Source organism: Undibacterium sp. Tian12W, from assembly GCF_049339405.1.
Lineage (GTDB): Bacteria > Pseudomonadota > Gammaproteobacteria > Burkholderiales > Burkholderiaceae_D > Undibacterium.
Window position 1 is genome coordinate 58921 of the sequence record NZ_JBMPPK010000019.1, and the last position, 13724, is coordinate 72644.

Sequence of the window (13724 nt, forward strand, 5' to 3'; positions counted from 1 at the left end):
AATACACAATTAGCTAATTAGCTTCACGGGCAAAGCCCGATTTTTATCAATCGGGCTTTATTTTTTCTGACTGACGATCGAAGCCAGATGCCAACTCCTGAAACCTGCCTGCACTTTTCCTGAGCGCTTATATCTGCATATTCATGATGTCATGGTAAGCCGATACGAGTTTATTCCTCACCTGCACGGTGGTCTGGAATGAGATATTGGCTTTTTGCATGGAAATCATGACATCGGACAAACTGACTTTATCATCGCCCATGGCAAACTTTTGCCCCAGTTGCTGTGAACTGACCTGCGACTGATTCACACTTTCCAGCGAAGCCTTTAATGCCTCTGCGAAATCCAGCCTGCCAGGCGGTGCTGCGCTATCTGCCTGGCTTACTCCCAGGCCTGAACTTGCCTCCATCCTCGCCGCAGTTGCCTTTAATTGTGCAACCATGGCTTCTATGCGGCTGGAGTCTATGCCCCCCATTTTCATTTGATCACCTATCTTGTGGACTTTCACATTTGCTACATTAACAGCCAGATGGCAAACGGGAGCTTGGAAAAGAACTGTAAAGGCATCGTTTTTCCTGCGTTTGATTTTGGTAATTAAGTGGAAAATCGCTATCAAGGAAAAAACCATATCTGGAACAGCAAGCATGCAATCCACTGACACATTACTTAGCACAAGGTGAACTATGGCAACCGCAGAAAATATAGCAATTGCCCCGCCTGGACCTGCCCTGCCGGGCATATTTGGCTTGCCGCAGACGCCAGCCATGCGCAACATCATGCTGTCAGTCGGTGCGGCAATTACCATTGCCATCATGGTGGGTGTATGGCTATGGAGCCAGCAACCTGATTACAAAGTCTTGTTTTCCAACTTTAATGACAGGGATGGCGGCGCCATCGTTGCCTCGTTGCAACAGTTAAACATTCCTTACAAATACTCTGAAGGCGGCAATGCCATCCTCGTACCCGCCAACCAGGTGCATGATGCACGCCTGAAACTGGCCTCACAGGGCCTGCCCAAGGGCGGCAATGTCGGATTTGAATTGATGGAAAACCAGAAGCTGGGTATCTCACAGTTTCTGGAACAAGTGAATTTTCAACGTGCGCTGGAAGGCGAACTGGCGCGCTCCATCCAGGCCGTCTCAGCAGTCCAGACTGCACGTGTACATCTGGCCATTCCCAAATCACAGGTATTCATACGCGATCAGCAAAAACCGACTGCCTCGGTCTTATTGAATCTTTACCCCAGCCGTGTGCTGGATCAACAGCAAGTCAGCGCCATCATTCATCTGGTTGCCAGCAGCGTGCCTGAGTTATCTGCCAAGAACGTCACCATCGTCGATCAAAACGGCAATCTGCTGTCAGATCCGACCAAGCAGATGGCGAACAACAGTCTTGATCCCTCACAACTTAAGTATGTGCAGGAATATCAGCAAAACATTATCAAACGCATAGAGTCGATTATTTCACCTATCGTTGGTGCCAATAATGTACGCGCTGAAGCAACTGCAGACATCGATTTCTCACGCTCTGAACAGGCTGCTGAAACGTACAAGCCCAATTCCCCACCTGAAGCTTCTGCCATACGCAGCCAGCAAACCAGCGAGTCGTACAATAAAGCTGGCAATCCATCCGGCATACCCGGGGCACTGAGCAATCAGCCACCTGTTCCGGCAACAGCGCCTATCGTTGCCAGCGGTGCCGCCAATACGCAAACTGCGGCATCCAACGCTGGCCTGATGCAAAAAGACTCCACGATGAATTTTGAAGTGGACAAAACCATACGCTATACGCAACAACCCATGGGCGGGGTGAAACGCCTTTCTGTTGCGGTGGTCATCAATTACAAAACAGAAACAGATAAAAATGGCAAAACCACGACACGCCCTCTGACTGATATAGAAAAAACCCAGATCACTGATCTAACCAGAGAAGCGATGGGCTTCAACAAAGATCGTGGCGATACCTTGAACGTGGTCAACAGTCCCTTTGCCAGCCCTGAAAAAGAGCCTATAGTAGATTTACCGCTGTGGAAGCAACCTGATGTATTGCAAATGGCTAAGGAAATCGCCAAATACATAGGCGTTGCCATCGTCCTTGCCTACTTGTTTTTTGGCTTCCTGAAACCCATGTTACTTAAGATGATGGGTAAAGACAAAGAAACCCTGGAAGCCATCGAAGCCGAGAAACGCGCTCAGGAAGAAGCAGAAAAAGAGGAAGAAGATGCTGCCATTGTGAATTTGTCGAAAGAAGCAGAATTGCAAAACACGAGACATGGTTCCAGCTATGAAATGAATCTGGAAATGGCAAAACAACTGGCAAAAGACGATCCCCGTATTGTAGCTAACGTAGTAAAGGCATGGGTCAGCAATGAGTGAAGATGGAGTCCAAAAAGCCGCCACCCTGATGTTGGCACTGGGTGAAGATGGCGCTGCCGAGGTCATGAAATATCTTGGCCCGCGTGAAGTGCAAAAAATCGGTGCAGCCATGGCTGCCATCGGTGCCATCCCGCATGAGGCCATCGCCAAGGTTCTGGAAGAATTCAAATCAGCGGCCGACCTCAGTTCATCGGTGGGCCTGGATTCGGATGAATACATCCGCAATGTGCTGACCAAAGCCCTGGGCGACGACAAGGCAGCATCTTTATTGAACCGTATCCTTGGTGGCAAGGATGCCAGCGGCATAGAAAGCCTGAAATGGATGGATTCCCCCTCCGTTGCAGAATTGATCAAAAATGAGCATCCGCAGATTATTGCCACCATCCTGGTCCACCTGGAAAGTGATCAGGCTTGCGAAATCCTGAACCAGTTTACTGAACGCCTGCGCAATGACATCGTGCTGCGTATCGCGACGCTTGATGGTATCCAGCCTACCGCCCTGCGTGAACTGAATGACGTGCTGACCAAGCTGCTGACAGGTAACGAAAGCCTGAAGAAAAAATCCATCGGTGGCGTACGTGCTGCTGCAGAAATTCTGAACTTCATGAGTGGCGAGAATGAAGCTTCAGTCATGGATAACCTGCGCAAATACGATGGCGACATGGCAGAAAAAATCATGGATGAGATGTTTGTCTTTGATAACATCCTTGAAATTGATGACAAGGGCATACAGTTGCTGCTGCGCGAAGTACAGTCTGATTCGCTGATTGTCGCCCTGAAAGGTGCAAATCAGGACATGCGCGAAAAGATCTTCAAGAATATGTCGCAACGCGCTGCAGAAATGATGCGCGAGGATCTGGAATCCAAAGGCCCGGTACGCTTGTCTGAAGTGGAAGCGCAACAAAAACAAATCCTGCTCATCGTCAGACGCCTGGCCGACGAAGGCCAGATCATGTTAGGTGCAAAAGGCGAAGATGCCTATGTCTAATAATACGCCCCGCAAAGCTGACATGACCGCATTCCAGCGCTGGGAAATGGCATCTTTTGGGGACAACCGGCCTGCCCAGGTCGAAGAAGTCAGGGTCGCCAATGCAAATCTGGCTGCCCAAAGCCGGATGGAAGCCGACAGAGCGAGAGAAGCAGCGAAGCAGGAAGGTTTTGCGGCGGGTTACAAAGAAGCGTATGAGCGTGGCCTTAAAGATGGCCAGGAAACCGCGTATGCTGAAACGATGGAGCAAGTGCAAACTGAAATCCACTCTTTGCAACTTTTGGCGCAGGCATTCTCCGAGCAATTGCATTCAGCATCCCAGCAAATGGGCAGTGAATTAATGTATCTTGCGCTGGACATGGCAAAAACCATGCTCAAGGCCAAACTTGATAGCGACCCGACCGTCATATTACCTATCGTTGAAGATGCCATTGCACAACTGGCGAACGTACAACAACCAGCGCATATTTTATTGAACCCTGAAGACGCAGCCATGGTTAAAAATCAGCTCGGTGAGACACTGAGTGAAGATGGCTGGCGCATCATCGTCGACCCCAGTATGGCACGCGGCGGCTGTAAACTCGAAACCCAGCATAATCTTGTCGATGCCAGTTATCCAAGCCGCTGGCAAAAACTGCTGGACAGCATGCAAATCAGTGATCGTAAAGAAGGCTGACGCACATGTCTGATACCTTCATCAACGACTGGAAATCCAAGCTCAATCTCGGTCGTGAGCAGGTCTCTCATGTGCAGACCACGTCCATGTCAGGCAGAGTCACCCGCGTCACTGGCCTGGTGATGGAAGCAGTAGGCTTGCGTCTGCCAGTCGGCAGTGCCTGCAGCATTCATCTGCAAAGTGGTGCCAAAATAGAAGCCGAGGTGGTTGGCTTTGATGGTGACAGGCTGTTTTTAATGCCGCACAGTGATCTTGACGGCGTGACGCCTGGTTCGCCGGTTTTCCCGGCAGAGCCCGAAGCACATGAAATTGCCAATCACCCACGCCGCCGCCCCAGTGACAGAAGCCGGCATCTGCCAGTAGGCTATGAGTTGCTGGGTCGCGTCCTGGACGGTAATGGCCGCCCTCTCGATACCCTGGGGCCGCTCGGCACCCATGAATCTGCCCCATTGGGCGCACGCATCTATAACCCGCTTGAACGCGCGCCTATCGTCGATACCCTGGATGTGGGTGTGCGCGCCATCAACAGCATGCTGAGCGTGGGCAAGGGACAAAGGCTGGGTCTCTTTGCCGGTTCAGGCGTTGGTAAGAGTGTCTTGCTGGGCATGATGGCGCGCTATACTGCCGCCGATATTATCGTCGTCGGCCTGATCGGTGAACGGGGACGTGAAGTGAAAGAATTTATTGAGCAAATTCTCGGCACTGAAGGCCTGGCCCGCTCTGTCGTGGTGGCCGCACCTGCTGATGCCCCACCCTTGATGCGTCTGCAAGGCGCGGCCTATGCAACCACCATTGCCGAGTATTTCCGGGATCAGGGACGCAGTGTACTGCTGATCATGGATTCTTTGACCCGTTATGCAATGGCGCAAAGGGAAATTGCGCTGGCAATCGGTGAACCGCCGGCAACCAAAGGCTACCCGCCGTCTGTATTTGCCAAATTGCCAGTATTGGTTGAACGTGCCGGTAACGGCAAGTCTGGCGGTGGCTCAATTACAGCCTTTTATACAGTCCTGACCGAAGGTGATGACCAGCAAGATCCTATTGCCGATTCTGCCAGAGCTATCCTGGATGGCCATATCGTCCTGAACCGCACCCTGGCGGAGAGCGGGCACTACCCTGCCATTGATATTGAGCAATCGATCAGCCGTGCCATGCATGGCATTACCACGCCTGAACATCAGGCTCTGGCGAGAAGGCTGAAACAATTGTATTCACGCTATGAACGTAGCCGGGATTTGATCAGTGTCGGCGCTTATTCTCCTGGCTCTGACCCTTTGCTGGATGAGGCAATTCGCCTGAACGGGCGAATAGTTGCCTTTTTACAACAAGATATCACCGAAAAATGCAGCATTCCAGAAAGCTTGAGCCAACTTCAGGCTCTATTCAACGGATAGAAAATCCTGCCAGCGACTATACTTAAATCACCATGGCGTTGAAATCACCAATTAGCACACTGATAGAAATTACAGAAAGAGAAGTTGACGATGCCGCCAAACTTCTGGGTAAGGCCATACGCGCGCATGAAGACACTGAGAAAAAACTGAGTTTGCTGCAGCAATACCGCGATGATTACGCGCAAAGATTGCAGGATGGTGCAGCAAAAGGCCTGACTGTGTCGCAATATACAAATTTTTTGTCCTTCCTGGCCAAGCTGGACTCAGCCATAGACGGACAAAAGAAAGTTGTCATGGATGCAGAACATCGCATCGTCATGGCAAAAACCGAATGGCAGGCAAGCGAAAAAAAACGCCTTTCTTATGACACTTTGCAAAACCGGGCACAAACGGTGCAACAAAAGAAAGAAGCGAAACGAGATCAGAAGCAAACCGATGAAATGGCAGCGCGCGCCCTCTTTTATAAGCGCTAATTTATCTACAGGTACCGCAAATGCAAGCTAATCCACTACTGACAGCGACAGACAAAACTGCTGCGGCCACCAAAACGAGCAAAAACAACTCGTCTGGCAATGCCGAAAACAGCTTCAATCAAATGCTGAATAAAGAAATCTCAGGATCAAAAAGACCAGAGATGGAGGCGCCGCGCCCTGCCAATGCCAACAGCGCTAACAAACCTACCCAGACGAACAAGAACAACAATAACGCGACAAATAACAACGCCAGCAATAACGTTAACAACAACGGCAACGCCAATAACCAGGCGAATGCCGGCAATAAGTTGGCAAAGAATGACGATAATGTACCTGACAATCCCGGTGCAGCAAAAACAGACGCGGCAAGTACTGATGGCACAGTCAGCAAAGAAGACGAGACTGATGTCAAAAAAGAAGATGAACTCAGTATCAGCGAACAAATTCTCGCCTTGGTAGGCAACCTCAATCCTGCTCCTGTGGCTGCAGATATAGCCAAAAAGCCTGTTGCCAGCGATGTTGATACCAGTAAAAATGATAGTCTTGCAGCCGTCGCCAGCACAGACGCAGCGGTAACTGCAAGCGATCTGATCGACAGTAATACGGTCGCCAACCTGACAAAATCAGGCACAGAAAATCAAGATTTTGCTGCTCCCCAGCTTGATGGCAAATCAACGGGCAAGGAACAGATCAAGCCTGAGGACCCTGCCAGCAAAGCTGATGTCGCAGCAATTGCTGCGCAAATGATTGCCAGCAAGGCTGATGGCAAAACCACGACCAGACTCGCAGAGAATGGGCAAACTGCGTTAGTTTCACCTCTCGATAAAGAGGCCGGCAAATTGACGGATGCCATTAGCCGCGCGGCCGAACTCACCTCTCCCGCACCAAAAGATGCATTGACAAGCAAGGGCGCAACTACAGTCAGCGCAAACACGCCTTCTGAAACGGCAGTTAGTGATGCCAAGATCAGCGACCTGAGTTTGGCTAAAGCCACCAACGACAAAACTGGGGAAGCCCGCACTGTAGCAAGCGCGGCGGACACACCAAAATCGTTTGCCACTGATATTGCACAGGCAAAAGATGCCATGGCAGAACGTATATCTGAAGTCAAAACGGGTGCAACTGCCAAAGATGCCCAGCAAGTCATGGCACCACCTGTGATTGCAGCCAATGCGGTCAGTAGTACGCAATTCAATGCCGCAGTGCTGGCAGCAGAGCAAATTGCACCGCGTGTAGGCAGCAATGGCTGGGATAAAGCAGTAGGCCAAAAAGTTGTCTGGATGGTGGGTGAAGGCTTGCAATCAGCGGAGTTAACATTGAACCCGCCGGACCTCGGCCCCTTGCAGGTCGTGCTGAAGGTCAGCAATGAACAAGCCAGCGCCAGCTTTTCTTCTGCCCAGCCAGAAGTCAGGGAAGCACTGGAAGCAGCCCTGCCGCGCTTAAAACAAATGCTCAGCGATGCGGGCGTACAGTTGACAGGTTTCTCTGTTAATTCACAGGCGGCAGGCCAGGGACAAAATTTCGCGCAACAACAGCCACGCAGCCTGGGCTCAGCAAGAACTGGCGTTGACTTGCCAGACAATACAATCAGCACAACAAGTACAGCGCCGGCCAGGATACAGACAAATAACGGCTTGGTAGATACCTTTGCCTGAATGTTTGCCAGTAACACTCTTTCTTGAGCTAAAGCCATGCAATGGTGGCCGGATTTGCACACCGGCCCATTGTTGCAGCCCTTATTTCACGCTCTGACACAAAAGTATTGCTCATACGCAGCAACATCAGCTTCTACTCTCTGGAAAAAACTTGGTACATGCATGTAGAATGATCATGAACAGGCTGATCCAGGCAATGAAGTGAGTTCACTCATTTGCAAACATCAGAGATAAGCTGAAATACGCCCTCTTTTTCCCCGATGTTAAATGCCTGCCATCATGCATAATACGTAAAAATCATGGCATTTATTGCCTATAGAGAGGAAAACCATGGCGAAAGCACCAGCCAAAGCAGCGGAAGCAAGCGATGCTCCAGCAGGAAAGTCGAAGAAAAAGCTCCTGATCATCATCGCCGCGGTTGTCGTCTTACTGGTCGCAGCAGGTGGCGGCGCAGCTTTTTTCCTGACTAAAAAAGCCCCTGCCAACAAAGAAAAAGAACATAAGGCAGAACCAGCCAAAGCCCCGGTATTTCTTGCTCTCGAACCATTTACAGTCAACCTGCAATCAAACGATGGCGACAAATATCTGCAAATCAGCATGACACTGCAAGTGCAGGATGAAGAACAGGTCAATCTGATCAAGGCCAATATGCCGCAAGTGCGCAGCCGACTATTGCTCCTGCTGTCAAGCAAGGATGCATCTGAAATTTTATCGTCCGAAGGCAAGGAAAAACTGGTCAATGACATTATCGAAAAAGTTGCCCAGCCATTTACCGCCAAGGGAGAGCCACAAAAAGTCAGTGGTGTTTTCTTTACGTCTTTTGTAGTCCAATAAAATCATGTCAGATAATTTTCTCTCCCAGGAAGAAGTTGATGCCCTTTTGAAGGGTGTCACGGGAGATCAGGACGACTCGCAATCCCTGGAGGATACCTCAGGTGTCCGGCCCTACAATCTTGCCACGCAAGAGCGTATCGTCCGTGGACGTATGCCAACGCTGGAAATTATCAATGAACGTTTTGCCCGCTTGTTGCGCATAGGTTTGTTCAATTTTCTGCGCCGCAGTGCCGAGGTATCAGTTGGTACTGTCCGAGTATCAAAGTACAGTGAATTCATCCGTAACCTGGTGGTACCGACGAATCTGAATCTGGTGCACATGAAGCCCTTGCGCGGCACTTCCCTGATCGTGCTTGATCCTGGCCTGGTATTTTTGCTGGTGGATAATCTGTTTGGTGGTGATGGCCGATTCCATACCCGTGTTGAAGGTCGCGATTTCACCCAGACTGAGCAACGTATCATTCACCGCATCCTTGAAATCATTTTTGAAACCTATTCCAAATCCTGGGAACCTGTCTATCCCATCGAGTTTGAATATATACGCTCAGAAATGAATACCCAGTTCGCCAATATTGCGACTCCGAATGAAGTCGTGGTATCCACCACCTTCACGATAGAACTGGGGCCAGTCAGTGGTGAAATGCATTTATGCATGCCCTATTCCACCATAGAGCCCATACGCGATATCCTGACCAGTAGCCTGCAAGGCGAAACCCTGGAGGTGGATAAACGCTGGGTGCGTCTGATGACGCAACAGATACAGATAGCAGAAGTTGAAATAGTTGCAGATCTGGGCACCACGCGCGTCACTCTGGGCGATATACTGAATATGAAGGAAGGCGATATCATTCCGCTTTCAGTACCAGAAATTATTTCAGCAAAAGTCGATGGCACTCCAGTCATGGAGTGTAAATACGGCGTGTTTAACGGGCAATATGCCTTGCGTGTGGAGAAGCTGATCAGCTCCAGCGTACAGGAAGTAGCACAAGGAGAAAATCATGGATGACAACGGCGATTCACCCATCAGTGAAGATGATTGGGGCGCTGCAATTGCAGAGCAGGAAAGAGCCGAAGCTGCGGCAGCCGAAAAGGCTGAGGCACCACCGGCCAGTGCTGCCATTTTTAAAGAGTTCAGCGGCAAGAGCAGTAACGCACCTGAAACTCATAATGACATCGACTTCATTCTGGATATCCCGGTTCAACTGACGGTAGAGTTGGGCAGAACCAAGATTGCCATCAAAAACCTGCTGCAACTGGCACAGGGTTCTGTAGTAGAACTTGATGGCCTGGCGGGTGAGCCTATGGATGTGCTGGTCAATGGCTGCCTGATTGCCCAGGGCGAGGTAGTTGTGGTCAACGACAAGTTTGGTATTCGCCTGACCGATATCGTGACGCCTGCAGAACGCATACGCAAGCTCAACAAATGAGGATGAAATTGTCTTATTTTGTACCGCTAATATTAGCCACACTTGGCAGCTCTGCTGTTGCTGCCGAGACTGCTCCAGTGTCACCTAGCGGTGGTTTTTTGCAAATTGCAACAGCATTACTTTTAGTACTGGGATTGGTGGTCATGGCCGCCTGGCTCATGCGCCGCCTGGGCCCCATGAATGCAGGAAATAAAATTCCGGTCAAAATCATTGGCGGCATCAGCGTAGGCAATCGCGAACGGGTGATGGTAGTTGAAGTAGGCGACCAATGGCTGATCCTTGGCGTTACCGCAAGCAATATCAATAATCTGGGCAGCATGCCCAAACAGCAAGAATTGCTAAATCAATCAGCGCAAATAGCCACAAATGATCCTTTTTCTGCCTGGCTCAAACGCACGCTGGAAAAACGCAATGCTGGGCGAAACCCTGAGCAATCTACAGAGCCGTCTGATAACAGGTAATTACATCGCATGAAAATTTTGCGCTCTCATCTGCCCTTCATCTGGCTGGCTCTCTTGTTGTGCGGACTGGCCTTGCCAGAAGCTGCCATGGCACAGGCGAATGGTGGCTTGCAAGCTATCACCAGCACGCCCGCACCTGGTGGTGGACAAAACTATTCACTCAGCATACAGACGCTGCTATTCCTGACGGCACTCAGCTTCTTGCCGGCGGCCTTGCTGATGATGACCAGTTTTACCCGCATCATCATCGTCTTGTCTTTGCTCAGGCAAGCCTTGGGTACCCAGTCTGCGCCACCGAATCAGGTGATGGTGGGCTTGTCCCTGTTTCTTACTCTGTTCGTCATGGGGCCTGTGTTTGACAAAATCTATGCCGAAGCTTATCAGCCATTTACTGAAAACAAGATCACCATGCAGGTTGCTCTGGATAAGGGAGCAACCCCGTTGAAACAATTCATGATGAAGCAAACGAGGCAGACTGACCTTGCCCTGTATGTGAAATTATCCAATACCCCTGAGTTGCAAGGGCCGGAAGACGTACCTTTGCGAATTTTGATCCCCGCCTTTATTACCAGTGAACTGAAAACTGCTTTTCAAATCAGTTTTGCCATCTTCATTCCCTTCCTCATCATCGACATGGTGGTTGCCAGTGTGCTGATGTCCATGGGTATGATGATGGTCTCGCCTTCCATCGTATCGCTGCCCTTCAAGCTCATGCTCTTTGTGCTTGTTGATGGCTGGCAGTTGTTGATAGGTTCACTCGCACAAAGTTTTTACTGAGGCTCACTATGACACCCGATAGCGTAATGACATTAGGCCGCCAGGCCATGGAAGTCACCTTAATGGTGTCTGCCCCCTTGTTACTGGTGGCGCTGGGCATAGGCCTGATTGTCAGTATTTTCCAGGCAGCCACGCAAATCAATGAAACCACCCTGTCTTTTATTCCCAAGCTGATAGGCATCTTTGTCACGCTCATTATTGCAGGGCCCTGGATGCTTTCCGTCCTGATGGATTACATGCGCCAGATGTTTTCCAGCATCGCCACCATGGCAGCCTGATTTGCGTAGCATCGCAATTCCATGATCTCTTTTTCCAGCAATGAACTGATTGCACTGATCAATTCCTTTATCTGGCCTCTGACCAGGATACTGGGGTTGATTGCGGTTGCCCCGCCGTTTGGCAATAACACTGTCCCGGTACAAATCAAGATCGCGTTGGGGGTGGTTTTATCGCTGATCGTCGCACCTACCTTGCCAGCCATTTCCAATCTTGATCCAGTTTCACTGAATGGTATTTTGGTACTCGCACAGCAGCTCATCATAGGATTTGCAATGGGCTTTGTCATGCGCGTCGTCTTTTCTGCCATAGAGATGGCTGGTGAGGTTTCTGGCTTGACCATGGGGTTGGGCTTTGCGACCTTTTTTGATCCACAGACCCAGGGACGATCGTCAGCGATTGCGCAATTTCTGGTGCTGACATCCACTTTGCTGATGCTGACGCTGAATGTGCATCTCTCCATGCTGGCGGCGCTGGTTGAAAGCTTTCATACCATGCCTATTGCAACCACCTATCAATCTGGTCTCAATTATCAAAAACTGGCAATCTGGGGGGAACAAATTTTCAGCGTGGGCATGCATCTCTCGCTACCCATTGTTGCTGCCCTGCTGGTGACCAACGTCGCCCTAGGCATATTGACGCGCGCTGCGCCTCAATTGAATTTGTTTGGCATAGGCTTTCCGATAACCATAGGTGTAGGTTTTTTGATGGTCGCCCTGATCATGCCTTACCTGCTGCTGCCACTGCAAAACTTGTTCCAGAGTGGACTGGAAATGATACAGTCTTTAAGCCAGACTACGCCGCTCCCGATAAAGAGGTAAATCATGTCATGTGGGGTATTTGCCGGGGAAGCCAGACTATATGGCGTAGAACAGATACGTGAAATAGAGGCCCGTGCACTCGCACATCAGGGAGAGGGCCAGGGCGAAGTCACACTCATGCAAAAAGCCGGGCTGGCGACGGCAGAACTGGCAGCAAAAATTTGCGTGAACAAGCAATATCCCATATTGATACTGGCAGGCCCGGGCAATAATGGAGGGGATGCTTATGAAGCCGGATATCACTTATCCAGACAGGGCTTTAAAGTTGTTTGTCTCACGTGCGGAGCATTTGAGAAATACTCTCCCGATGCGCAGGCTGCGCTGCAAAGAGCACGGGGCTCGGAAATGGAGTTTGCAGAGCTTTATACATTACTCAATGCTCCGTCACAAAACTGGGGCTTGATCATTGATGGCTTATTCGGCATAGGTCTGAAACGGGCACCGGAAGCAGATATCGCCAGGCTGATCAACTTTATCAACCAGCTCGCATCTGAAAAGACTATCCCGGTACTGGCGATTGATGTTCCCAGTGGTTTGAATGTGGATACCGGGCAGCCAGTGAGCCACGACAGCGCGCTTGTTCAGGCCAGCCATACTATTACTTTTATAGCCAACAAACCTGGCTTGCATACAGGATCAGGCAAAGACTATGCGGGCCATGTCATTGTCAATCAACTCGATATTTCTGACGATGTTTTTCCTGCATGCCACAGCTATCTGAATGAACGCACTTCCCTGCTGCAAATTCTAAAGCCGCGCAAACAAAACAGTCATAAAGGCAGTTTTGGTGACGTTGTCGTACTTGGTGGTGCCAAGGGCATGGCCGGCGCTGCCATCCTTGCGGCCAGGGCTGCGCAGTATGCAGGTGCCGGAAGGATTTACTGCAGCATGCTGGCAGAAGCACCCGCTTACGATAGTCTGCACCCAGAAATCATGTTTCGTCATGCCGGGGACATCAGTCTGGCAGAGGCAACTGTGGTCATAGGCCCAGGGCTGGGCACGTCAAACGCTGCGCATGCCTTACTCAGCAGTGCAATTCAAACTGCGCAGGCACTGGTCATTGATGCCGACGCCTTGAACCTGATTGCTGCAGACAGCAAATTGCAGGCCTTATTACGCAATAGAAGTACTCCATGCATACTCACGCCGCATCCACTGGAAGCAACGAGACTATTGAACAAGAGCGTCGCCGAGATACAGAATAATCGTCTGCCTGCAGCGCAAGAACTGGCAAGTCGATTCAATGCAGTAGTAATACTCAAGGGCTCCGGCAGTATTATTTGCGGCCCTTGTGGCAAGTTGTTTATCAATACGACTGGCAACCCTGCCCTGGCCAGCGGTGGTACTGGTGATGTATTGGCGGGTGTGGCAGGAGCCTTACTGGCACAGCTTGGCAATAGCATGGATACAGCAAGAATAGCTACCTGGGTGCATGGTCATGCAGCAGATGAACTGGTAAAAAGTGGAACAGGGCCGATAGGCTTGACGGCCAGTGAGTTATTGCCAGAGATTCGGCTTCATATCAATCAATTGGCCTATCAGACTAGAGCTGATGACTAATTCTTTG

The 13724-nt window shown here is 50.3% G+C and carries 15 protein-coding genes; 14 read left to right on the forward strand and 1 reads right to left on the reverse strand.

Translation table 11 applies throughout. From position 1 onward, the window contains the following. Positions 1 to 127: 127 nt before the first annotated feature. Positions 128 to 481, reverse strand: a complete 354-nt coding sequence (fliE, locus tag ACO0LI_RS22520) for a flagellar hook-basal body complex protein FliE (RefSeq protein ID WP_422951340.1) — start codon at positions 479 to 481, stop codon at positions 128 to 130. Between the two features lie 202 nt (positions 482 to 683). Between fliE and fliF the strand changes: the two genes are divergently transcribed. From fliF to ACO0LI_RS22590, 14 genes are all read left to right on the forward strand, one after another. After that, positions 684 to 2375, forward strand: a complete 1692-nt coding sequence (gene fliF, locus ACO0LI_RS22525) for a flagellar basal-body MS-ring/collar protein FliF (protein WP_423035407.1) — start codon at positions 684 to 686, stop codon at positions 2373 to 2375. Continuing rightward, positions 2368 to 3363 carry a flagellar motor switch protein FliG gene (gene fliG, locus ACO0LI_RS22530; protein WP_110253190.1) on the forward strand — a complete coding sequence of 332 codons (996 nt, stop codon included), beginning with the start codon at positions 2368 to 2370 and terminating at the stop codon, positions 3361 to 3363. Before fliF ends, fliG begins: the two co-directional genes overlap by 8 nt. Next, on the forward strand, positions 3356 to 4039 hold the full coding sequence (locus ACO0LI_RS22535; RefSeq protein WP_423035409.1) for a flagellar assembly protein FliH: 684 nt from the start codon (positions 3356 to 3358) through the stop codon (positions 4037 to 4039). Before fliG ends, ACO0LI_RS22535 begins: the two co-directional genes overlap by 8 nt. A 5-nt stretch (positions 4040 to 4044) precedes the next feature. After that, positions 4045 to 5433, forward strand: a complete 1389-nt coding sequence (gene fliI / locus ACO0LI_RS22540; RefSeq protein WP_422972591.1) for a flagellar protein export ATPase FliI — start codon at positions 4045 to 4047, stop codon at positions 5431 to 5433. A 32-nt stretch (positions 5434 to 5465) separates the two neighbouring features. Further along, a complete protein-coding gene (gene fliJ / locus ACO0LI_RS22545) occupies positions 5466 to 5906 on the forward strand; it encodes a flagellar export protein FliJ (RefSeq protein ID WP_423035411.1) in 441 nt (146 codons plus the stop codon). A gap of 20 nt (positions 5907 to 5926) precedes the next feature. After that, positions 5927 to 7561: a flagellar hook-length control protein FliK gene (locus ACO0LI_RS22550; RefSeq protein ID WP_423035413.1), complete on the forward strand. Its 1635-nt coding sequence runs from the start codon at positions 5927 to 5929 to the stop codon at positions 7559 to 7561. 330 nt (positions 7562 to 7891) lie between these two features. Next, entirely contained in the window at positions 7892 to 8395 is a 504-nt protein-coding gene (fliL, locus tag ACO0LI_RS22555) for a flagellar basal body-associated protein FliL (protein WP_162058738.1), read from the forward strand. A gap of 4 nt (positions 8396 to 8399) precedes the next feature. Further along, on the forward strand, positions 8400 to 9401 hold the full coding sequence (fliM, locus tag ACO0LI_RS22560; protein ID WP_162041090.1) for a flagellar motor switch protein FliM: 1002 nt from the start codon (positions 8400 to 8402) through the stop codon (positions 9399 to 9401). Continuing rightward, positions 9394 to 9822, forward strand: coding sequence for a flagellar motor switch protein FliN (gene fliN, locus ACO0LI_RS22565; protein WP_162041089.1), 429 nt, complete (start codon positions 9394 to 9396; stop codon positions 9820 to 9822). Before fliM ends, fliN begins: the two co-directional genes overlap by 8 nt. Before the next feature lie 2 nt (positions 9823 to 9824). Then, positions 9825 to 10283, forward strand: a complete 459-nt coding sequence (gene fliO / locus ACO0LI_RS22570; protein WP_423035415.1) for a flagellar biosynthetic protein FliO — start codon at positions 9825 to 9827, stop codon at positions 10281 to 10283. 9 nt (positions 10284 to 10292) lie between these two features. After that, complete coding sequence (fliP, locus tag ACO0LI_RS22575) at positions 10293 to 11060, forward strand: flagellar type III secretion system pore protein FliP (RefSeq protein ID WP_422951333.1); 768 nt, start codon at positions 10293 to 10295, stop codon at positions 11058 to 11060. An 8-nt stretch (positions 11061 to 11068) separates the two neighbouring features. Beyond that, complete coding sequence (fliQ, locus tag ACO0LI_RS22580; RefSeq protein ID WP_162041086.1) at positions 11069 to 11338, forward strand: flagellar biosynthesis protein FliQ; 270 nt, start codon at positions 11069 to 11071, stop codon at positions 11336 to 11338. A 21-nt stretch (positions 11339 to 11359) separates the two neighbouring features. Further along, on the forward strand, positions 11360 to 12157 hold the full coding sequence (fliR, locus tag ACO0LI_RS22585; RefSeq protein WP_422951332.1) for a flagellar biosynthetic protein FliR: 798 nt from the start codon (positions 11360 to 11362) through the stop codon (positions 12155 to 12157). A gap of 3 nt (positions 12158 to 12160) precedes the next feature. Continuing rightward, a complete protein-coding gene (locus ACO0LI_RS22590; RefSeq protein ID WP_423035417.1) occupies positions 12161 to 13717 on the forward strand; it encodes an NAD(P)H-hydrate dehydratase in 1557 nt (518 codons plus the stop codon). Positions 13718 to 13724 lie beyond the last annotated feature (7 nt).